The sequence below is a fragment of the Prevotella sp. P5-64 genome, from assembly GCF_002251285.1.
Taxonomy (GTDB): Bacteria; Bacteroidota; Bacteroidia; order Bacteroidales; family Bacteroidaceae; genus Prevotella.
Window position 1 is genome coordinate 81,735 of record NZ_NPJK01000063.1, and the last position, 22,484, is coordinate 104,218.

At 56.4% G+C, this 22,484-nt stretch carries 19 protein-coding genes; 11 read left to right on the forward strand and 8 right to left on the reverse strand.

Annotated elements, in window-relative coordinates; all coding sequences use genetic code 11:
* Positions 1-39: 39 nt before the first annotated feature.
* Genes CIK87_RS11385 through dut form a run of 4 tightly spaced genes read right to left on the reverse strand, consistent with a single transcriptional unit; the run spans position 40 to position 4,837 of the window.
* Entirely contained in the window at positions 40-1,653 is a 1,614-nt protein-coding gene (locus tag CIK87_RS11385; RefSeq protein ID WP_094387267.1) for a peptidoglycan DD-metalloendopeptidase family protein, read from the reverse strand.
* Complete coding sequence (locus CIK87_RS11390; protein ID WP_094387268.1) at positions 1,650-2,546, reverse strand: DUF4292 domain-containing protein; 897 nt, start codon at positions 2,544-2,546, stop codon at positions 1,650-1,652. Before CIK87_RS11390 ends, CIK87_RS11385 begins: the two co-directional genes overlap by 4 nt.
* Positions 2,521-4,389 carry a tetratricopeptide repeat protein gene (locus CIK87_RS11395; protein ID WP_094387269.1) on the reverse strand — a complete coding sequence of 623 codons (1,869 nt, stop codon included), beginning with the start codon at positions 4,387-4,389 and terminating at the stop codon, positions 2,521-2,523. Before CIK87_RS11395 ends, CIK87_RS11390 begins: the two co-directional genes overlap by 26 nt.
* A gap of 10 nt (positions 4,390-4,399) precedes the next feature.
* Complete coding sequence (gene dut / locus CIK87_RS11400) at positions 4,400-4,837, reverse strand: dUTP diphosphatase (RefSeq protein ID WP_094387312.1); 438 nt, start codon at positions 4,835-4,837, stop codon at positions 4,400-4,402.
* Positions 4,838-4,946: 109 nt separating this feature from the next.
* Between dut and dgt the strand changes: the two genes are divergently transcribed.
* Positions 4,947-6,281, forward strand: a complete 1,335-nt coding sequence (gene dgt, locus CIK87_RS11405; protein ID WP_022310679.1) for a dGTP triphosphohydrolase — start codon at positions 4,947-4,949, stop codon at positions 6,279-6,281.
* Between the two features lie 330 nt (positions 6,282-6,611).
* On the opposite strand, the gene CIK87_RS11410 is transcribed toward dgt, so the two are convergent.
* From CIK87_RS11410 to CIK87_RS11425, 4 genes are all read right to left on the reverse strand, one after another.
* Entirely contained in the window at positions 6,612-7,781 is a 1,170-nt protein-coding gene (locus CIK87_RS11410; RefSeq protein ID WP_158216248.1) for a serpin family protein, read from the reverse strand.
* Between the two features lie 190 nt (positions 7,782-7,971).
* Positions 7,972-8,238 (reverse strand): hypothetical protein, encoded by a 267-nt coding sequence (locus CIK87_RS11415; protein ID WP_144008204.1) that lies wholly within the window; start codon positions 8,236-8,238, stop codon positions 7,972-7,974.
* 78 nt (positions 8,239-8,316) lie between these two features.
* Positions 8,317-9,312 carry a GNAT family N-acetyltransferase gene (locus CIK87_RS11420; protein ID WP_094387272.1) on the reverse strand — a complete coding sequence of 332 codons (996 nt, stop codon included), beginning with the start codon at positions 9,310-9,312 and terminating at the stop codon, positions 8,317-8,319.
* A gap of 14 nt (positions 9,313-9,326) precedes the next feature.
* The gene (locus tag CIK87_RS11425) at positions 9,327-10,145 is read right to left on the reverse strand and encodes a glycerol acyltransferase (RefSeq protein ID WP_094387273.1); all 819 of its coding nucleotides are present in this window, start codon (positions 10,143-10,145) and stop codon (positions 9,327-9,329) included.
* 319 nt (positions 10,146-10,464) lie between these two features.
* On the opposite strand from CIK87_RS11425, the gene mraZ reads away from it, so the two are divergent.
* The 10 genes from mraZ (at position 10,465) to murC (ending at position 22,483) form a co-directional block, all read left to right on the forward strand.
* A complete protein-coding gene (gene mraZ / locus CIK87_RS11430; protein ID WP_094387274.1) occupies positions 10,465-10,932 on the forward strand; it encodes a division/cell wall cluster transcriptional repressor MraZ in 468 nt (155 codons plus the stop codon).
* 12 nt (positions 10,933-10,944) lie between these two features.
* Positions 10,945-11,856: a 16S rRNA (cytosine(1402)-N(4))-methyltransferase RsmH gene (gene rsmH / locus CIK87_RS11435; RefSeq protein ID WP_094387275.1), complete on the forward strand. Its 912-nt coding sequence runs from the start codon at positions 10,945-10,947 to the stop codon at positions 11,854-11,856.
* On the forward strand, positions 11,853-12,311 hold the full coding sequence (locus CIK87_RS11440) for an FtsL-like putative cell division protein (protein ID WP_022310672.1): 459 nt from the start codon (positions 11,853-11,855) through the stop codon (positions 12,309-12,311). The genes rsmH and CIK87_RS11440 overlap by 4 nt, the downstream gene beginning before the upstream one ends.
* A complete protein-coding gene (locus CIK87_RS11445) occupies positions 12,308-14,461 on the forward strand; it encodes a penicillin-binding protein (protein WP_094387276.1) in 2,154 nt (717 codons plus the stop codon). Before CIK87_RS11440 ends, CIK87_RS11445 begins: the two co-directional genes overlap by 4 nt.
* 22 nt (positions 14,462-14,483) lie before the next feature.
* Positions 14,484-15,938 (forward strand): UDP-N-acetylmuramoyl-L-alanyl-D-glutamate--2,6-diaminopimelate ligase, encoded by a 1,455-nt coding sequence (locus CIK87_RS11450; RefSeq protein ID WP_022310670.1) that lies wholly within the window; start codon positions 14,484-14,486, stop codon positions 15,936-15,938.
* Positions 15,939-15,951: 13 nt separating this feature from the next.
* Positions 15,952-17,220, forward strand: a complete 1,269-nt coding sequence (mraY, locus tag CIK87_RS11455) for a phospho-N-acetylmuramoyl-pentapeptide-transferase (RefSeq protein WP_094387277.1) — start codon at positions 15,952-15,954, stop codon at positions 17,218-17,220.
* 10 nt (positions 17,221-17,230) lie between these two features.
* A complete protein-coding gene (gene murD / locus CIK87_RS11460) occupies positions 17,231-18,562 on the forward strand; it encodes a UDP-N-acetylmuramoyl-L-alanine--D-glutamate ligase (protein ID WP_094387278.1) in 1,332 nt (443 codons plus the stop codon).
* A gap of 11 nt (positions 18,563-18,573) precedes the next feature.
* Positions 18,574-19,842: an FtsW/RodA/SpoVE family cell cycle protein gene (locus CIK87_RS11465; protein WP_094387279.1), complete on the forward strand. Its 1,269-nt coding sequence runs from the start codon at positions 18,574-18,576 to the stop codon at positions 19,840-19,842.
* Positions 19,843-19,994: 152 nt separating this feature from the next.
* Positions 19,995-21,107 carry an undecaprenyldiphospho-muramoylpentapeptide beta-N-acetylglucosaminyltransferase gene (gene murG, locus CIK87_RS11470; RefSeq protein WP_094387280.1) on the forward strand — a complete coding sequence of 371 codons (1,113 nt, stop codon included), beginning with the start codon at positions 19,995-19,997 and terminating at the stop codon, positions 21,105-21,107.
* 2 nt (positions 21,108-21,109) lie between these two features.
* A complete protein-coding gene (gene murC, locus CIK87_RS11475) occupies positions 21,110-22,483 on the forward strand; it encodes a UDP-N-acetylmuramate--L-alanine ligase (RefSeq protein WP_094387281.1) in 1,374 nt (457 codons plus the stop codon).
* The last annotated feature ends 1 nt before the right edge of the window (position 22,484 follow it).

Below are 22,484 nucleotides of genomic sequence, written 5' to 3' on the forward strand. Positions count from 1 at the left end.
ACGGGCGCGCTCTTTGCGATAGATATATAGATGGCGGCACTAACGGCCGAGCCATGATTCAGGGTTGAGCTTGGTCGTTCCGCGACGCAGCTGGAACTGGAGGATATGGTCGGGGCCCACATTGCCGAGCGCCTGACGCGTAGAGACTTTCTGTCCCTTGCTCACGCTCACCGAACTCAGGTTGCAATAGACAGAGATGTAGGCTCCGTGGCGCACCATGACAAACATGCTGCCCTCCCAACCGAAGACGGCACTCACCTCGCCATCGTAGACGCTGCGGGCTACGGCTCCGGGACGGCCCAGGATGTTGATGCCCTTGTTGTCGAGCGTCACGCCCTTGAGGCCTTCGACGGCGTACTGACCGAAGTGGCTCACCACCTTGTAGCTGCCGGTGATGGGCATAGGCAGGCGACCCTTGTTGGCCTCAAAGCCACCACTCATCATGCGGTCTACCGACGACATCGACTCGGCATTGCTCACCTCGCGCTTGGCGGCAGCTATCTCCTTGCGGCTGCGGGCTTCGTCGGCACGCGCCTTGCGCTCGGCAGCCTCGCGATTGGCTGTGGCTTCGCGCATAGCTTGTCGGGCGCGCTCTTCAGCTTCACCCTTTCCGCGTCGGGCTTCTGCCTCGGCACGCAACTGCTGTTCGCGCTTGCGTGCCTCTTCGATGCGGCGCTGGTTTTCAAGTGCTTCAGCCTCGGCGGCAGCCTTTCGGCGAGCCAGTTCTTCGGCTTTGCGTTTGGCGGCAGCGGCAGCAGCAGCCTTGCGCTTGGCCTCTGCCTCGGCGCGGGCTTTCGCCTTGGCCACCTCGATAGCCACAAGACGGTCAATCTGCGCGTTGAGCACCTGATTTTTCTTCTTCTGCTCGTCTATGATAGACTGTATGGTCTTCTGCTGGCGCTGCAGTCCTTTCACGATATTCTGTTGCTCGCTCTGCTTGCCCTCAAGCTCGGTGCGGGCTTGCACATCGCGACTGAGGAGCTGGTGCTTGTGTCCGCGGGCGTCCTCCAGCTGCTTATGCTTTTCGTTGACCTGCTGCTGCTTGACCTTGAGCATATCGCCCTGCACCTTCTGGTACGCGGCGTATTCCTTGACAAAGCGCATACGACGATACATCTGCGCGAAACTCTGTGCCGAGAAGACAAACATCATCTTGTCCTGCACGCTGCGATGCCTTGCCATGTAGCGTATCGACTTGATATATCGCTGGCGACGGTCATCGAGCTGGCTCTGGAGGGTGGCGAGCTGCGACTTGAGGATGCTGATGTTGTCGTCGAGGGCTGTGATGTCCTTCTGGATGCCGTCGATAGACTTCTGCTTCTCCCCTATCTCGCTGTTGATGAGCATGAGGTCCTTGAGGCGCTTGGACACGTTGGCCTTGTTGGCTCTGAGCGCCTGCTCCTGCTGCCTGATGCGGCGCTGCACGGCGGCGCGCTCATTGCGCAAGCCCTTGATGGTGGTGGGCTTGGCGTTCTTGGATGCAGAGGCTTTGGTCTTGGTCTTGCGCCTGGTCGTCGTCGCCTGGGACTTGCGCTTGGTTGTGGTCTTGGCGGTGGTGCGCTGCTTGCTCTGCCTCGTGGCCGTCGTCTTCTTCTGCGCGGTCAGAGGGAGGGTCAGCACCATTGCCATCAATACTATCAGAATACGTCTCATCGCATATTGAGTAATTTGTCAAACACATCATGGGCCTCCACCTTCTTATACTTGGCAGACGGCGTGGTGAGCGCCTGCCAGTCTGAGTCGGTGCGCACGCTGTTCATGCGCAGACTGACAGTGGCCTGCTGGGTCTTGCCGCCAGCATTGGTGGTGAAGGTAAACGACTGGGAGGCTGGGAACATCTTGGCGCCTACGGCCTTGAAGTCACCGTAGTTCCAGGCGAGGCTCGAGGTGCCGTGGGCAGAGCCGAGATAGGTCACCAGCGCCGAGAGGATATGATGGTCGGCGCGGCGGGCGTTCCACTTGAAGTTGAGCTTGCCCGACTTGAGCGTCACGGGAACCTCGTCGCCCAGGGCGTCAATCTCGGCAGTAAACTTGTCAAGGTCTCCCTCGCCAACCTTCTGCGTTCCGGGCAGCAGGAGTTCGTTCCAGAAGAGCGACTGCAGACTGTAGAAGTCGAGGCCATTGTCCTTGAGGAAGCCCAACTGGTTGTACTCGGCCTTGATATACTCTTTGTGCAGACGGTCGATGACGAGCACATAGTCGGGGGTAAACTCCACGCGGCCCACCTCGGTCTGGATGAGCGGTATCATCACCTGCAGACGGATTACCTCATCCTTGCGCATGCGCAACTGGCCCGGCAGCGTCTGGTTGATGCTTCCCGCCTTGATGCTGAAGCTCATGTCGCCCACAATGTTCTTCTGGTAGAGCCGCTGGTCGCTCACCTGCTGCACGAAATGTAACGAGGCGCTCACGGCGTCGCTCTTCTTCATGGCAGCCTGAGTCTGCGCCGAGCCGCCGGTCATCACTGTCTTCTTGGCACCACACGATGCCAGCACGAGAGCCACGGCAAAGAGCGTGGCGTTATGGATTGTTCTTCTTGTTTCCATCTTGTTTCTTTTTGTCATTATCCTGATTCTTCCGGTCACCGTTCTGCTTCTGCTTGACGCCATCTTGCTTCTTCCGGTCACCATCTTCAATTATCTTTCTGTACTTTATCTTCTTGGGGAGCAGCTCACTGCCACCGCCAGCCTTAACCGCACGCTGCCAATAGCCCACAGCCTCATCGGTGAGACCATTGCGGAAGTAGATATCACCAGCGTGTTCGAGCACCACACCACTCTGGACCGAGTCGCTGTCGTTGGCAAGCGCCTGGTCGATATAGATGCGCGCCTCGGCATAACGGTCCTGACGGTAGAGTATCCAGGCGTAGGTATCGAGGAAAGTGGGGTTCTTGGGTTCGGCCTTGATGGTCTTCTGGCTCATCTGCGCAGCCTTGTTGAGAGCCGTGTCCTTCTCGCTGAGATAGTAGGCATAGTTGTTGAGACACTCTATGTTGTCGTCCTTCCACTTCAGACAGTTGTCGAAGGCCTCAAAGGCTTCCTGCTCCTTGTTCTGGTCGTGCAGGATATTACCCATCATCGAGTAGAAGTCACTGACGATTTCCTTGTTGCTCTTGTCGTCGGCAAGCGCCACACCCCGGCGCAGCGCGCTGAGTGCTTCGTCGTTGCGCTCATTCTGGTAACAAGAGAGGCCGAGGAAGTAGTAGAACGCGAGTTCATCGGGGTTGTACTCGGTGCCCTCTTTGCTGAGCTTTATGACCTGCTCCCAGTTCTGTTCTTTCCAATACGACTGTATGAGTTCAAACCTTACGGAGCCGTTGTCGGGCTCGAGGCTGAGCAGGCGGGTACGCGCCTTACGCACCTCGGCTTCGGGAAATTTCTTGAGGTTGAGGTATGCCAGCCGGAGTTCTGCCAGGGTAGCATCATAGACACCCAGCTTCTCCTGCTGGTCAAAGAGGGCTATCACGCGGGTACTGTCGTCGCCACGCGCTTCATTGTCCTGGATGAAGGCTTTCATCATGGTGAGACGGGTCTTGTCTTCGGTCTTGGGGTTGTCCAGGATGCTCTTCAGGCAGTTATCGGCAAGGTCGTTCTGACCCACCGACTTGTAATAGTCATACATCGAGCTGAGCACATTGGCGTTGCCAGGCTCCTTGGCGAGGGCTTCGGTGAATATCTTGAGCGCCTCGCTCTCTCCGCCGTTCTGCATGAGCCAATTGCCCATCATCACCTGATAGTTGATGTCATAGGGATGCTCAGCCACGAGCTGCTTGAGCGACGCCAGAGCTTTCTTGCGCTCGCCTTTGAGTCCGTAGATGCTCACCTTGCTCAGCGTGATGTCTTCGCCGCTGCCCTCTATCTGCTCCAGGCGATTCAGGCAGTCTATCATGCGGTCATAGGCTTTCTGCTTGTCATAGATACCGAGCAGAATCTGCAGCAGGTCGGTGCGGCCGCGGTTCTTGCGCGCCAGACTCTCATACACCGCCGCAGCCTTGTCCAGCTCGTTGTTGCGGTAGTAACTCAGGGCGAGGGTCTCGAGGTAAGTCTGGTTGTCGGGGCGCAGACTGACGGTCTTCTCGAGATAAGCCTGAACCAGCGAGTCATTGCCGTCGTCGGCATAGTATTTGGCGAGAAAGAAGTAGGGCTCTGCGGCGTAGGGGTTGAGGTCACGGCACTCTTCGAGCAGGCTGCGTGCGATGGAGTCGTTGCCCTTGAGGCGCTCGCAGACCGACTCGAGGAAGAGGCTGTCCATGCGGCGCTGGTCCTGGGCAGAGAGGATGGGAGCAGCCGCCACGACCACCTTCTTGCGCTTGGCCTGGGTGGGCAGCGACAGCAGCGCTACCAGCAGCACCGCAGCTATCAGGATATAGCGATAGTTGATTTTCATCATCGTCTGCAGGTTATTTCCCCCCCGTATGACCAAAACCGCCGGCACCGCGCTCGGTATCGTCGAGCTCGTCGACGAGCTGGAACTCTATCTGCTCATGGCGCGCCACCACCATCTGGGCGATGCGCTCGCCGTCGTTGATGACAAAGTCGGTATCAGAGAAGTTGATGAGCAGCACCATCAGTTCGCCACGATAGTCGGCATCGATGGTACCGGGGGTATTGAGCACGGTGATGCCGTGCTTCAGTGCCAGTCCGCTGCGAGGGCGTATCTGGGCTTCGAAGCCTTGCGGCAGGGCTATATGGAGCCCGGTGGGAACCAGACGGCGCTCCATGGGATGAAGTACTATCGACTCGTCGATGTTGGCGCGCAGGTCCATGCCAGCGCTCTGGCTGGTGGCATACGCGGGCAGGGGCTGGTGCCCCTTGTTGATTACTTTGACGTTAAGCATAGTCATGCTGATTTGATTTTTCATGCAAAAATAACTAATTCTGACCACATTATTCACTTTTTTATGATAAAAGAATATAATTAGGTTTTTTTCCACTACTTTTGTGGCTATGAATTGGCAACAACTTATCTCCAACAAGCGTCTCGGACAGGAGACGCGGCACGAGCGGCATGACGACCGCTCGGAGTTCAAGCGCGACAGCGACCGTCTCATTTACTCGGCGCCCTTCAGGCGTCTGCAGAACAAGACGCAGGTGTTCCCCCTGCCCGGCAGCATCTTCGTCCACAACCGTCTGACCCACTCGCTCGAAGTCTCGTCGCTCGGCAAGTCGCTCGGCGACGACGTGGCACGCATCCTCACCGAGCGCCATCCCGAACTGAGGGGCACGCTCTTCGAGGAGATTGGCACCATCGTCCAGACTGCCGGACTGGCGCACGACCTGGGCAACCCGCCCTTCGGCCACAGTGGCGAGAAAGCCATACAAGCCTTCTTCACCGAGGGCGAGGGCCAGGAGCTGCGCACCCGGGTGAGCGACCGCTTCTGGGACGACATCACCCACTTTGAGGGCAACGCCAATGCCTTCCGCATCCTTACCCACCGCTTCCACGGCAGGCGCGAGGGCGGGTTTGTCATGACCTACTCCACCCTGGCGAGCATCGTCAAATATCCCTTTGCCTCGTCTGAAGCCGGAGGGCATGGCAAGTTCGGTTTTTTCGCCCCCGAGGAAGACTCCTACCGCAAGATTGCCGACGAGCTGGGTATCGCGCGCCTCTCTGCCGACGGCGAGCCGCTGCGCTATGCCCGCCACCCGCTGGTATACCTCATGGAGGCTGCCGACGACATCTGCTACGAGATTATGGACATCGAAGACGCCCACAAGCTCAAGCTGCTCACCTATCAGGAGACCGAAGACCTGCTCTTGGGCTTCTTCGACAGCGACACCCGCGCCAGCATCCTGCAGCGGGTGGAGGAAGACGGGGTGACCGATGTCAACGAGAAGGTGGTGTATATGAGGGCGTGTGTCGTGGGACTGCTCGAAAACGAGTGCGTGCATGCCTTTGTAGACCACGAGAGCCAGATACTGGCTGGCACATTTGAGGGCAGCCTCATCAAAGCCATCTCCGAGCGACCCCGCAACGCCTACAAGCGATGCACGCAGGTATCTAAAGAGAGAATATATCAAAGCAAGATAGTGCTCGACGTGGAGTTGTCGGGTTACAAGATTATGGAGACGCTGATGCGCGACCTCGTGAGCGCAGCCGTGAGCCCCGAGAAGTTTCATTCCAAGCAACTTATCAAGCGCTTCAGCAGCCAGTACGACATTCAGAGCGATGACCTGGAGACACGGCTCATGGCTGTCATCGACTATATCAGCGGCATGACCGACATCTATGCCTTGGACATCTACCAGAAGATTAACGGCATCTCGCTGCCCATCATCTGACACGCCACACAGCACAGCAAGGGGGAACCGGCAATGACCGGTTCCCCCTTGCTGTTTATCTATAGCGGCGCCGCGACCATCGACAGCACCGCCGCAGCCCCCTTGGCGAGTCTGGAGCATATCCTGGCGGGTTCGTAACTTATGATACGTGGGCTCGTGCCTTCCGTCACGCAGCCACGTACCATAAGGCACGAACCCTCGTATCAATAGGCACGAGCCGCCAATCATGGTCAGCAAGCGGGTGAAGACACTGGCTGTCAGCCCAATCATCATCGCTGCAGCAGCCGCGACAGCGACATCCGTACGAGATGCGAATGCGCCCTCGATGTCTTACAGCTGCCCCACCTTGCCTATAAAGAGGATGGTTCCCGTGGTATTCTCACGGATGGCATAGACAAAGGGGTGGTCGAACTTGATGGGCTCGGTGGGCTTATCCGACGTGTACAAACCTTCAGCGTAGCTTACTGCCGCAGCCTTGGTACCGTTTTCATCGACATCTATCATCGCGCTCTGCCCCATGTTGACATAGCACACTCCATTGCTTTGCACATCAAACAGCTTGTTGATGCCCAGTTGTTGGCAGACCTTCACGATATCCTGGAACTCATTCTGCACCTTGAACTTGGGCAGACGTATGTCTATCGTGGCGCTTACCAGCTTGTTGTGCAAGCCCCACCAGTCGGTCTTGTCGGTTATCTGCTGTCCAATGTCCTTGGGCATCACTATCATCATGCTGTAATAGCCGCGACCATAGGTGAGTTCGGCTACCGAGACATCGCCGTCTACATATACCTTGGCATCTACCGACGCCTGCATCATATCCACCTTTGATGTGGTGCCGTTCTCGTTGTGGAAGACGCCCTGATAAGTGTTTCTGCCATTAAAAGGCTGCGACCATTTGCCATTGAAATAGGTGGCATTGGCCAGGACAATGGCTGTCGATGAGCTTGGCTTCAAGCTGAGGCTATTGATTAGGCCGTGGGTCTTCTCGCTTGCCCACTTGTCGATAAGCTGCTTGGCCTCGTCGGCCTTGTTGCCAAAGTCGTGGACTACGAAATCTGCATTGTAGTTGTCCTCGATGTTTGCCACGTCTTCGGACGAGATGTACAGGTCATCATCGGCCCATATACTGTTGGCGAGCGCCAACTTGACATACTTGTCGTCCTGCTGCAGGCGCGTCAGCAGTTCCTTGCTGTGCTGGTTGGTCTCAGCCAGGGTGTAGTTGTTGAGTCCGAGGGCGTCGAACACCTCTGCCTGGACCTCGACGCTTGCCGTGTTGGCCATCATGCTCAGCAGATACTGCATGCTGATGGGCGACACCACCACGTTGCCTTTGGCTGCAGACGGTTGGGCGGCGAGCACAGCCAGCAAGTCGTTGGCAAACCCATTGCTGCACGCCGCGAAATCGGTCTGCGTAACCTGATTAAGTTCTACTCGGATAGGCTCTATTTCGCCTCTCTCTTCATCATCACTACAAGCCACAAACGTGGTTGTTGCCATTGCTGCGAGCAACATAAGCGCTAATCTTGTCGGTTTTATAATGGTCATGATTAAAGTTATCGGTATTATTACGGTGATGTATCGGTCGGTCATCTGCTGCCGTACCATCTGCGGGGCGCTTGTGGCGGGACGGGCGCAAGCCGTGGCCAACAGTCTATGGCACACTGCGTCTGGCAGGCAGGCCCACACATTATTTTTGGCAAAGATAAGGACTATTGCAGAATGGGTCACAATTATTTTGGTTAAAAATGTTTAGCCACGTAATAATTATGATTTTCAAGGGATTGGCGGTGAATATGAGGATGAAGTCGGCAACCTTTGGCTGCGCAGCGGTGGACAGTGTCGAGGAGAGTCTGGCGGCGGGCAGGAAGATGGTGGCGGGAGGCGGCGTAGCCATCCCCATACGCACCAAAACGACAATTGCCGTAATGGGCTTAGCGTCCATTACGGCAATCATTATGGGGTTGCTCTCTGCCTCGCCCACTGGTAGCAGCATCGGCATGGCGGCGGGTGGCGGCAGGATGCGGGGCGGCACCTACTTGCAGCCGTCCTTGTATATCACCTTGTTGGCTCCGCTGGTGAGCTGCAGCGCCTCGGGGTGCTCGGCGATAAAACTGTCGATGTGGCGTATGCGCTTCTCCTCGAGTATCTCGTCGATGGCAATCAGGATGCCCGTCTCCTCGACATCGCCGAAGCCATAGTTGATGGCGGTTCCGAAGAGCTTCATCGTGGGACTGAGGTTCATATAGGCATTGACGAGCGGCGGGATGTTGTACCCCAGGTTGCGTATCTCACGGTTGAGTACGCGGTAGTCTTCCTTGAAGTCGTCATGGCAGAATATCTTGGCCAGTTCGTCATCGGGAGTCTCAATAACCAGCGGTTTCATCGGTACAATGAGGTGCTCCTTGTCATCAAAATGCTTGCGCAAGAAGTAGAGAATCATATCTCTGCCGCGACGGATATAGCTGGGATACATCGTAACCTTACCGAAGAAATACTTGAGGTTGGGATAGAGCACGGTAAGGGCGCCAAGGCCGTCCCAGAGGTTGTCGAGGGCGAAGATGCTCTTGGTGTTTTTGCGCACGTTCTGGTAGCCGAGCGACACAAACGAACGCCCCAGCTCTACGGTGTAGGGTGCGTACTGGGTCATAAACTTCTCGGAGAAGTGGAACATGTGACTCGTGGCAAGCACAGGCTGTCCCTTGTCGTCTATCTTCCAATCGGTACCTATCAGATAGCGATAGCCACCGATGATTTCTTCCTCTTCAGGATTCCATACTATCAACTGCCTGCAGCCATTCTCCATGGTATCAAACTCGTCGATATCTGCCGACTTGCCCGTACCACCACCGGCAGTTCGGAAAGCCTCTTCGCGCAGACGCCCTATCTCGAGCATCACGTTGGGCGCTTCCTGTGCCGTAACGACATAAATCTCGTTATGGCTCTTGTTGGTCATACGCATACGGCGTTCGGGCGTAAGCTCTCTCTTGAGCAGTTCCCTACTGACGGGTTGGATAATTTCCTGTTCCATAATTACTTCTTTATCTATAGCTCGTAAACCTTTTCTTCTACAAAATTCGCCCATTCCATCGGAGTTTTGCTCTTGTCGAACGTCTGCCATGGTATGGGTTTGCCGATGACCACCCTGAACTTCTTACCCACGTTGCGATACATCTCGTCGACGAGGAAGAGCATGGCAAGATTGAAGGGCAGATACTTGTCGCTGAACTTGGCGATGCGGTAGAACCGCTCGGAATTGCGGCCGCCGAAGAAGATGGGCACCACATCGCGGTGGCACTCCACGCTCTTGGTGATAAATGTCTTCTTCCACGGCAAATCGTGGATGGAGCCATCGGCGCGCTTGCGGCTGTTGAGTCCGGCGGGGAACATGAGCATGTGCTTGTCGCTCTTGAAGCCTGCCTCGACCATAGCGGGAAAGTTACGGCTCTGTCGGCCGGTCTTGTTGATACCTATACACAGTGGCTTGAGTCCTGGCAGATTGAGCAAGAGGTCGTTGACGAGATAGCGGAAGTTGCCATCGTAGTGACGACCGATGATGGCGCCCAACGCCACGCCGTCCTGACCACCGAGGGGATGGTTGGACACAAAGGTGTAGAGCCGGCCGTCGTTCTTGTCGGGCAGGTTCTCCATTCCCTCTATCTCGAGGGTCATATCGAGGTACTTGACACAAGCCTCGAGCCACTCCACTCCCTCAAGATGACTGTGGTCATCAAGGAACTGGTTGACCTGGTCTTCGTGTACCAGCCGCTTGAGCCATGCCACGAGAAAGCGGGGCACCAGACGGGCTCTCTTCCCCATCTTGCCTGCCAGAATCTTGTCTATATCTATGGTCTTTGCCACCATGAGGTTTTATTTCATAACTTCTAAGGTAGTGCAAAAATAATACTTCTTTTCCAATTACGCTAAAAAAAGACATAAAATGTGTGATAAATCTAAAAATGATTGACAAATAGTCGCGAAAGGGCAGGAAAATACGGACAAAGTGGCCCAAAAACCGGCACCCGTTAACCCCGCCCGCGCCATCGGTAAGGACGGCGCCTGCAAACCGCCATGTCAAGTTTTTGAAGAAAAATGAAAAAAAAGTGGAGAAAAGTGGTGCAGTGTGGGGAAATAGTTGTATCTTTGACCACGTAATTCGAATTTATATATAAAAGAGGTACGCATGCGATTTGTAGGAAACATAGAAGCCAAGACCGACGCCAAGGGACGCGTGTTCCTGCCCTCGGCTTTCAGGAAGCTGCTGCAGACAGCAGCCGAAGAGGGTCTGGTGCTGCGCAAAGACATCTTCCAGCCCTGTCTGGTGCTCTATCCCCAGTCGGTCTGGGACGAGCAGCTCAACCTGCTGCGCTCGCGCCTCAACCGATGGAACGCCCAACACCAGCAGCTCTTCCGCCAGTTTGTCTCTGATGTAGAGCAGCTCACGCTCGACGGCAACGGCCGCTTCCTGATACCACGCCGGTATATGAAGATGGCCAATATAGAGAGCGCAGTGAGGTTTATAGGCATGGACGACACCATCGAGATATGGAACGCCGACACTGCCAACGGCGCCTTCATGGACGCCGACGCCTTTGCGCAACAGTTGGAGGACCTCATGACCACTCCCGGCGATACCGACACTAACGGCTAACACCCAGCGACAATGACAACAATCGACACATACCACGTACCCGTATTGCTCGACGAAAGCATACACGGTCTCAACCTGCACCCCGACGGCGTGTACATCGACGTGACCTTCGGCGGTGGCGGCCATTCGCGCGAGATACTGCGCCGGCTGCCCCAGGGCTCGCGCCTCTTCTGCTTCGACCAGGACGCCGATGCCGAACGCAACATCGTAGACGACGACCGCTTCACCTTCGTACGCAGCAACTTCAGATACCTGAAGAACTGGATGCGCTACTACGAGATAGACCACATCGACGGTCTGCTGGCCGACCTCGGCGTGTCGTCGCACCACTTCGACGACGAGAGCCGCGGCTTCTCCTTCCGCTTCGACGCCCCTTTGGACATGCGCATGAACAAGCGCGCCGACAAGACCGCCGCCGACATCGTGGCAGAGTACGACGAAGAGGCGCTGGCTGACATCTTCTACCTCTACGGCGAACTCAAGAACTCGCGCCGCATTGCCTCGGCGCTGGTCAAGGCACGCCAGCAGCACGCCATAGCCACCACGCAGGACTTCCTGCATGTGGTGGAGCCTTTCTTCAAACGCGAGCGCGAGAAGAAGGACATGGCGCGACTCTTCCAGGCTCTGCGCATCGAGGTGAACCATGAGATGGAAGCCCTCAAGGAAATGCTCGCCGCTGCCACCCAACTGCTGGCTCCCGGCGGCAGACTCTCGGTCATCACCTACCACTCGCTGGAAGACCGCATCGTAAAGAACGTGATGAAGACGGGCAATGCCGAGGGCAAGATGATACAGGACTTCTACGGACGCATCGAGACACCCTACAGACTGGTAAACAACAAGGTCATCGTGCCCACCGACGAAGAACAGCAACGCAACCCACGCAGCCGAAGCGCCAAACTAAGAATAGCAGAAAAGAAATGACAGACGAAGACAAAGACATAAATCAGCCCACGGCAGACAAGCCCGCCAGCACAGAGGAACTGGCCGAGCGCCAGCCTACGCTGACCGAAGCCATCAAGAAACAGGTGGCCGACGAAGACACCCCGCTATCGGGTGCGCTCACCTTCAGCAAGATTGTGGGTGGCGACATCCTCAACACCTCGACCATACGCCGCCAGATATGGCTGCTGCTGCTCATCGTGCTGTTTATCGTCATCTATATCTCCAACAGATACAGCTGTCAGCGCAATCTGATAGAAATCGACAAGTTGCAGACCGAACTGAAGGATGCCCGCTACAAGGCGCAGACTACCAACAACAGATTTATCGAGATGAGCCGCGAAAGCCGCGTGCTCGAACAGCTCAAGGCATGTAAAGACAGCACGCTGCACATGTCCAACCAGCCACCCTACTTAATCAATGTTCCAGAGAAATGAGCAAGTTTGACAACAAAAAGGTAATGCCGAGATACTACTTCCTGGCCACCATGATGACCCTGCTGGCGGTGATTGTCGTCGCCAAGGCCGGCTACATCATGAGCGCCAAGCGCGCATACTGGATGGAAGTGGCAAGCCGCGTGAAGAAAGACAGCGTGGCGGTAAAGGCCATCCGCGGCAACATACTGAGCTGCAATGGCGAGATTATGGCAAGTTCGCTGCCCGAATACCGACTGTTCATCGACTTCAAGGCCATCCACGAAGCCGGCAACGACTCGCTCTGGGATACTAAGGTCGACTCCATCAGCGAGGGGCTGAGCCGTATGTTCCCCAACCGCAGCAAAGCCGAATACCGCCGCTATCTGCAGAAGGGCAAGGAAAAGCAGAGTCGCCGCTGGTCTATCTATGACGGGCGCGTGGACTACAATACCTACTGCGAGGCCAAGCAGCTGCCTATGTTCCGCCTGCGCGGCTACACCGGCGGTTTCTACTGCGAGAATTTTGACTCGCGCCAGCACCCCTACGGGTCGCTCGCCGAGCGCACCCTGGGCACCCTCTACGCCGGCAAGGACGAAGCCAAGAACGGACTGGAACAGTTCTACGACAGTCTGCTGCGTGGCAAGAACGGCATCATACACCGCCGCAAGGTGCTCAACAAGTATCTGGACATCACCGACACGCCGCCCACCGACGGTGCCGACATCGTGACCACCATCGATGTGAACATGCAGGACCTGGCTGAGCGTGCCGTCATAGGGCAGCTCAACGACAAGGATGTAAACGGACTGGTGGGTGTGGCTATCGTCATGGAAGTCAAGACGGGCGACATCAAAGCCATCGTCAACATGGAGCGCGGTGCCGACGGCAAGCTCTACGAGATGAAGAACCACGCCATCAGCGACCTTATGGAGCCGGGCTCGGTGTTCAAAACCGTGTCGCTGATGACCGTACTCGAAGACGGCATGTGTGACACCAGCCGCGTAGTGGAGACTGGCAACGGTATCTACGACATGCACGGACGACCCATGCGCGACCACAACTGGCGCCACAACGGATATGGCACCATCACCATGGCACGCTCGCTGGAGGTGAGCTCGAATATCGGCGTCAGCCGTATCGTGGAAGACTACTACGGCAAAAACCCTGAGAAGTTTGTCGAAGGCGTCTACCGCACAGGTATCACCACCGACTTCAAACTGCCCCTCAACGGTTATGCTCCTGCCCGAGTACGCATGCCCAAGAAGAACGCGCGCGGCCAGTGGCTCAACTGGAGCAAGACATCGCTGGCATGGATGAGCATAGGATATGAGACCCAGATACCGCCGATATCCACCCTGGCGTTCTACAACGCCATAGCCAACGGCGGCCGCATGATGTATCCGCGCTTTGTCACCGGCATCAGCAAGAACGGCGAGATGCTCATGACATTCCCTGCAATGGCGGTGCCCGGCCATGAGAAGATATGCAGCCAGCGCACCTTGGGCAAGGTGCAGGCCATGCTGGAGCACGTAGTGTCAAAAGGTACGGCAAAGAAAGCAGGCTCCAAAGCCTTCAAGATAGCCGGCAAGACCGGTACAGCACAGGTGGCACAGGGCGGAAGCTACAGAAACGGCACGATGAAATACCTGCTGAGTTTTGTGGGATACTTCCCCGCCGACGCGCCACGGTACAGTTGTATCGTATGTATACAGAAAAAGGGTCTGCCGGCATCCAGCGGTTTCAGCGCAATAGCATTCCGCGAGATTGCGGAGGGCATTATGGCGCAGAACCTGAAGATGGATGTACGCGACGCCAAAGACGAGCACAGCATCATGGTGCCCGACGTGAAGGCTGGCAACATCAACTCGGCGGGCAACGTGCTGCACTCGTTGGGAGTGAGGACTCAAGGCCAGCCGTGGAATGACAGCCAGAAGCCCGTGGGGGGCACGGGCCCGCGCAACCGCCACTCGGTGACGCTGAACCGCATGGCGATGACTCCCGCCAACAAGGTGCCCGATGTCAAGGGCATGGGCGCCCGCGACGCCGTCTATCTCATGGAGAGCCGAGGCATCAAGGTGACCCTCACAGGCCGCGGCAAGGTGTGCAGACAGAGTCTGCAGCCAGGGCAGAGAGCCGTGAAGGGACAGCGATGTCATCTGATATTGGAATAAACGTAATACACATATATATATTATGAAGCTACACGAACTTCTCAAGAACATCAAGCCTCTGCAAGTCGCAGGCGACAGCGAGGTTGAGATTACCGGAGTGAACATCGACTCACGCCGCATAGCCAAAGGCCACCTCTTTGTGGCCATGCGTGGCACTCAGGTAGACGGCCACAAGTTTATCGGCAAAGCCATAGACCAAGGCGCCGTGGCCGTACTCTGCGAAGAAATGCCAGACCAACTCTGCGAGGGTGTGACCTATATACAGGTAGACTCGACCGAAGACGCCGTGGGGCGCGTGGCCACCGTCTTCTACGGAGAGCCGTCCAAGAAACTCAAACTGGTGGGCGTGACCGGCACCAATGGCAAAACGACCATCGCCACCTTATTATATAATATGTTCCGTAAGATGGGGCACCGCTGTGGTCTGCTCTCTACCGTCTGCAACTATATCGAGGACGAGGCAATAGCCGCCGACCACACCACACCCGACCCCATAGAGCTCAACGCACTGCTGGCGCGCATGGTAAAGGCTGGTTGCGAATATGCGTTCATGGAATGCTCGTCGCACGCCATCGCCCAGAAGCGCATTGGCGGACTCAAGTTTGCCGGAGGCATATTCACCAACCTCACCCGCGACCATCTGGACTACCACAAGACCTTTGAAAACTACCGCGACGCCAAGAAGGCCTTCTTTGATGGCCTGCCCAAGTCGGCATTTGCCATCACCAACGCCGACGACAAGAACGGCATGGTAATGGTGCAGAACTGCAAGGCCCAGGTGAAGACCTACTCGATACGACAGATGGCAGACTTCAGAGCCCGCATACTGGAGTGCCACTTCGAGGGCATGTATCTGGAGATAGACGGACAGGAAGTGGGCGTGCAGTTTATCGGCAAGTTCAACGTGAGCAACCTGCTCGCCGTCTATGGCGCCGCCCGCATGCTGGGCAAGGACGCCAAAGACATACTGGTGACGATGAGCACGCTGCACAGCGTGAGCGGTCGTCTGGACCCGGTGCGCTCGCCCGAGGGATATACCGCCATCGTGGACTATGCCCACACCCCCGACGCCCTCGCCAATGTGCTCAACGCCATCCACGAAGTGCTCAACAAGAAGGGGCACGTCATCACCGTATGTGGTGCCGGCGGCAACCGCGACAAGGGCAAGCGCCCGCTCATGGCACAGGAAGCCGTGCGCCAGAGCGACAAGGTCATCATCACGAGCGACAACCCCAGATTTGAAGACCCACAGGACATCATCAACGACATGCTGGCGGGCCTCAACGCACAGCAGCGCAAGAACGTGCTGGCCATCACCGACCGCAAGGAAGCCATACGCACCGCCTGCATGATGGCCGAGAAGGGCGACGTGATACTCGTTGCCGGCAAGGGTCATGAGAACTATCAGGAAATCAAGGGCGTAAAGCACCACTTCGATGACAAGGAGGTGCTGCGCGACATCTTCAACAACCAATAAAAGGAGAAGAGCCATGTTGTACTATTTATTCAGATTCTTGGAACAGTTTGGCATCAGCGGGTCGCACATATGGGGCTACATCTCATTCAGGTCGCTGCTGGCGCTCATCCTGTCGCTGGTAATCTCGGCCTGGTTTGGCGAGAAGTTCATCAAATATCTCAAGAGCAAGCAGATAACCGAGACACAGCGCGACGCCTCGATAGACCCGTTTGGCGTAAAGAAGATAGGCGTGCCCTCGATGGGCGGCATCATCATCATCGTCTCTATCCTCATACCGGTATTGCTGCTGGGCCGTCTGCGCAATATCTACCTCATCCTGATGATTATCACCACCGTATGGCTGGGCTTCCTGGGAGGTATGGACGACTTTATCAAGATATTCCACCACAACAAGGAGGGCCTCAAGGGCAAATACAAGATAGTGGGCCAGATAGGCATAGGCCTCATTGTGGGTCTGGTGCTATGGTCTTCGCCCGACGTGAAGATGTATGAGAACCTCTCGATACAGCGCCAGGGTCAGGAGATGGTGGTGAAACACCGCACCGAAGCCAAGAAGTCGCTCAAGACGACCATCCCGTTTGTCAAGGGCCACAACCTGGACTACTCGTACCTCATGTCGTTCTGCGGCAAGTACAAGACGGCGGCAGGATGGATACTCTTTGTCATCATGACCATCCTCGTGGTGACGGCAGTGAGCAACGGTGCCAACCTCAACGACGGCATGGACGGCATGTGTGCCGGCAACTCGGCCATCATTGGCGTGGCGTTGGGCATACTCGCCTATGTGAGTTCGCATATAGAGTTTGCCTCGTACCTGAACATTATGTATATTCCCGACTCGCAGGAACTGGTGGTGTTCATGTGCGCCTTTGTGGGAGCCCTCATCGGTTTCCTCTGGTACAACGCCTATCCCGCCCAGGTCTTCATGGGTGATACCGGCTCGCTCACCATCGGCGGCATCATCGCCGTGTGTGCCATCATCATCCACAAGGAACTGCTGCTGCCCATCCTTTGCGGCATCTTCTTTGTGGAAAGTCTCAGCGTCATCCTGCAGGTGTGGTACTACAAGATGGGCAAACGCCGTGGCGTGAAGCAGCGCATCTTCCGCCGCACACCTATCCACGACAACTTCCGCACACAGGACAGCCAGCTCGACGCCGACTGCCGCTATGTCATCAAGGGCCCGCACACCGTGGTGCATGAATCCAAGATTACCCTGCGCTTCTGGATTGTCACCATCATACTGGCCGCGCTTACCATTATCACATTAAAAATAAGATAGGAACAAGAGAATGAAAAGAATTGTTGTCTTAGGCGCCGCCGAGAGTGGTGTGGGCGCCGCTATCCTGGCTCAGAAAGAGGACTTCGATGTCTTTGTGTCTGACATGTCGGCCATCAAGGACCACTACAAGGCCATGCTCGACAGCCACGGGATAGAATGGGAAGAAGGACACCATAGCGAAGACAAGATACTCAATGCCGACGAGGTGATAAAGAGCCCCGGCATACCCAAGGAAGCACCGATGATACAGAAGGTGATGGCTCGCAACATTCCCGTGATAAGCGAGATAGAGTTTGCAGGCAGGTATACCGACGCCCGCATGATCTGCATCACCGGAAGCAACGGCAAGACCACCACTACATCGCTCATCTACCACATCATGGAAAAGGCGGGCTACGACGTGGGGCTGGCTGGCAACATAGGCCACTCCCTGGCTCTGCAGGTGGCAGAAACTCCGCACGCCTGGTACGTGATAGAGCTGAGCAGCTTCCAACTCGACAACATGTATGACTTCCACGCCGACATCGCCGTGCTGCTCAACATCACCCCCGACCATCTGGACCGCTACGAGTTCAAGTTTGAGAACTATGCCGACGCCAAGATGCGCATCACGCAGAACCAGGTCAAGGCCGACGCCTTCATCTACTGGAACGACGACCCCGTAATCCAGCACGAACTGACCAAGACTGCCGTGGGAGCCACGCTCTACCCCTTCGGACTGGAAAAGAGCGACGCCCTCAAGGGCTATATCACCGACGGAGAGTATGTGCTCACAGCGCCAACACGGCTGGAGATGAAGCAGGAGGAGCTGAGTCTGACTGGCAAACACAATATGTACAACTCTTTGGCAGCAGGACTTGCCACCCATCTGGCTGGCGTCGCCCCCGAGGTGATACGCCAGGGTCTCAGCGACTTCCCCGGCGTGGAGCATCGTCTGGAGAAAGTCTGCCGTCTGCATGGCGTGCAGTATATCAACGACTCCAAGGCCACCAACGTCGATGCCTGCTGGTATGCGCTGGAGAGCATGACCACCCCCACCATACTCATCGTGGGCGGAAAGGACAAGGGCAACGACTACTCTACCCTCACCGACCTGGTGAAGGAGAAGTGTAAGGCTCTGGTCTATCTCGGCGCCGACAACACCAAGCTGCACCAGGCGTTCGACTCACTGGGGCTGCCCGTACGCGACACCCACAGCATGAAAGACTGTGTGGCTGCCTGCAACGAGCTTGCCGCCGAGGGCGACACCGTATTGCTGAGTCCCTGCTGCGCCAGCTTCGACCTGTTCAAGAACATGGAAGACCGCGGCGAGCAGTTCAAGCAGTTAGTAAGACAGTCATAACAACAAGATAGATGATAAACAACACCTTAAGCAAACTGTTCAAAGGCGACAAGGTGATATGGATGGTGTTCTTCTTCCTCTGTATCATCAGTATCGTCGAGGTATTTTCTGCCTCGTCGCAGTTGGCGTACAAGGGCGGCAGCTATCTGAGCCCTATGTTCAAGCACATATTCCTGCTGATACTGGGCATATTCTGCATGATTATCACCCTCAACATCCAGTGCCGCTATTTCAAGGTGGCGTTGCCGTTTCTGCTCATAGTGTCGATTATCACGCTCGGCGCCGTGCTGGCTGCTGGTCAGAACATCAATGGCGGCAGCCGCTGGCTCAATATCTTCGGACTGAGTTTCCAGCCATCTGAGATTGCCAAGGGCACCATGGTGCTTGCCACGGCACAGATATACAGTGTATTGCAGACCGACAACGGCGCTGACAAGAACGCCTTCAAGTGGGTGATGGGCCTCTCGATAGCAATATTGGCCCTCATCTGTGGCGAGAACCTCTCGACGGCAGCACTGCTGTTCCTGGTCATCGTCATGATGATGTTCATAGGCCGCACGCCCTACTCCCAGCTGGGCAAGCTGCTGGGCGTGGTCACCCTGCTGGGCGTGGCGGTCATATTCTTCATCATGGCGTTCGGCAAGGACGTCAATGAGGAGAAGAAGCTGCTGGCGGCACACAACGTGACGGTGGTGAGCGACGACAAGGACGACCTGTTTGAGAAGCGCCCGTGGTTTCTGAAGCGCGCTGACACCTGGAAGACGCGTATAGACAAGTTTATGAACTCCAAGGATATACCCCCAGACTCGGTAGACCTGGACAAGGACGCGCAGGTGTCGTATGCCAATATCGCCATAGCCTCGTCGAACGTGATAGGCAAAGGTCCGGGCAACTCCGAGCAGCGCGACTTCCTGTCGCAGGCGTTCTCTGACTTCATCTACGCCATCATCATCGAGGAGATGGGCATCATAGGAGCCGGAGGTGTGGCATTCCTCTACATCATCCTGCTCTTCAGAACCGCCAAGATAGCCAACCAGTGCGAGAACAACTTCCCCGCATTCCTCGCGATGGGCCTGGCGCTGATGCTGGTGACCCAGGCACTGTTCAACATGTGTGTGGCTGTGGGTCTGGCGCCCGTCACGGGTCAGCCGCTACCCCTCATCAGCAAGGGCGGAACCTCGACGGTCATCAACTGCGTCTACATCGGAGTGATACTGAGCATCAGCCGTTCGGCGAAGAAGCGCACGCCGGCTGCCAACGCCCAGCCTGCCGCCGTCTGAGCCCCACGCTACCCCCGAGATGACCGCCCTCACACTGGGAGTCATCACGGGAGACAAAGAAATCATGGATGAAACCAAAAATATTTGGATAAATCACACATAAATCAAAATATTTTAGCTATTTTTGCCTGAATAAAGTAACGGAAACGAAAATGGAAGACGAACTGAGAATCATCATCAGTGGAGGAGGTACCGGCGGACACATATTTCCCGCCATCTCAATAGCCAACAGCATCAAGGCCAAGCGCCCCGATGCCAAGATACTCTTTGTGGGTGCACTGGGACGCATGGAGATGCAGCGCGTGCCTGCCGCAGGCTATAAGATAAAGGGTCTGCCTATCTGCGGATTCGACCGCAAGCACCCTCTGCGCAACATTGCCGTACTCTTCAAGATATGGAAGAGCCAGCGCATGGCAAAGAAGATTATCCGCGATTTCCGCCCCATGGCAGCCGTGGGCGTAGGAGGTTATGCCAGCGGTCCCACGCTCAACATGTGTGCCGCCAAGCATATACCCTGCCTCATCCAGGAGCAGAACTCGTATGCCGGAGTGACCAACCGTCTGCTGGCCAAGAAGGCCGAGAAGATATGTGTGGCCTATGAACACATGGACCGCTTCTTCCCCGCCGACAAAATCATACTCACGGGCAACCCCGTGCGCCAGAACCTCATCGAGACCACGCTCAGCCGCGAAGAGGCTATCGAGCGTTTCGGCCTCGACCCCGCCAAGAAGACCATACTGCTCGTGGGCGGCAGCCTCGGTGCCCGCACCATCAACGAGAGCGTGCTCCAGCATCTGGACATGGTCAGAGAGTCGGGCGTGCAGTTCATCTGGCAGACCGGAAAGTACTACAGCGACGCCATCGCCCAGCGCCTGAAAGGTGAAGAGCCGATGCCGATGCTCCACGTGACCGACTTCATCAGCGACATGGGTGCCGCCTACAAGGCAGCCGACCTCGTGATAAGCCGAGCCGGCGCCAGCTCCATCAGCGAGTTCTGCCTGATTGGCAAGCCTGTCATCCTGGTGCCCAGCCCCAACGTGGCCGAAGACCACCAGACCCACAACGCCATGGCGCTGGTAAACCACAACGCCGCCATATTCGTCAAGGACGCCGAGGCTCCCGAGATACTGCTCCAGCGGGCCATAGAGACCGTCAAGGACCAGGACAAGCTCACCTCGCTCCACGACAACATCCTCACATTGGGCGTAGAAAACTCTGCCGACACCATTGCCGACGAGGTAATCAAATTAGCAACAAGACAATAACTATGGAACTGAAAGATATCAAGTCTGTATATTTCGTAGGAGCCGGCGGCATAGGCATGAGTGCCATCGCCCGCTATTTCCTGCACAAGGGCGTGACCGTTGCAGGTTACGACCGCACCCCCTCAGAGCTGACCCGTCAGCTGGAACGTGAAGGTATGGACATCCACTATGAAGAGAACGTGGACCTAATACCCCAACCGTGTCGCGACACAGCCACCTGTCTGGTCATCTATACTCCCGCCATCCCTGCCGAACACAAGGAGATGGTCTTTTTCCGTGAGGGCGGCTTCACCATCGAGAAGCGCGCCCAGGTGCTCGGTACCCTCACCCGCACCCACAAGGGCCTGTGCTTTGCCGGAACCCACGGCAAGACCACCACATCCACCATGTGTGCCCACATCATGCACGAGAGCCACGTAGACTGCAACGCCTTCCTCGGAGGAATCTCCAAGAACTATGGCACCAACTACATCCTCAGCGAGAGTGACTACATCGTGATTGAGGCTGACGAGTTTGACCGCAGTTTCCACTGGCTGCGGCCCTGGATGAGCGTCATCACAGCCACCGACCCCGACCATCTGGACATCTACGGCACCAAGGAAGCCTATCTCGAGAGCTTCCGCCACTACACCACGCTCATCCAGCCCGGAGGAGCGCTCGTCATCCACACCGGTCTGGAGATGAAGGCCGACGTGCAGGAGGGCGTGAAGGTCTATACCTACAGCCTCAACGAAGGCGACTTCCATGCCGAGAACATCAAGATAGACAATGGCGAAATCAGCTTCGACTTCGTATCGCCCATAGAGCGCGTCGACGGCATCGTGCTGGGCCAACCCATCCCCATCAATATCGAGAACGGCGTGGCTGCCATGGCTATGGCCCAGCTCAACGGATGTACCCCCGATGAACTGCGTCACGGCATGGCTACCTACGGAGGTGTGGACCGCCGCTTTGACTTCAGGCTGAAGAACAGCCGCCACGTGGTGCTCTCCGACTATGCCCACCACCCCAAAGAGATATTCCAGAGCGCCAAGAGTATGCGCGAGCTGTACAAAGACCGCAAGATTACGGCCATCTTCCAGCCCCATCTCTATACCCGAACCCGCGACTTCTACCGCGACTTCGCCGACGCGCTGAGCCAGCTCGACGAGGTAATACTCACCGAGATTTACCCCGCCCGCGAGCAGCCCATTCCCGGCGTCACCAGCCAGCTCATCTACGACAACCTCAAGCCTGGCGTGGAGAAGGCCATCATCCGCAAGGACGACGTGATAGACTATGTCAAGAGCCGCGACTTCGACGTGCTCATCATCCTGGGCGCCGGCGACCTGGACAACTATACCGACGAGATAGCTCACATCATAGACAACAAGTAAA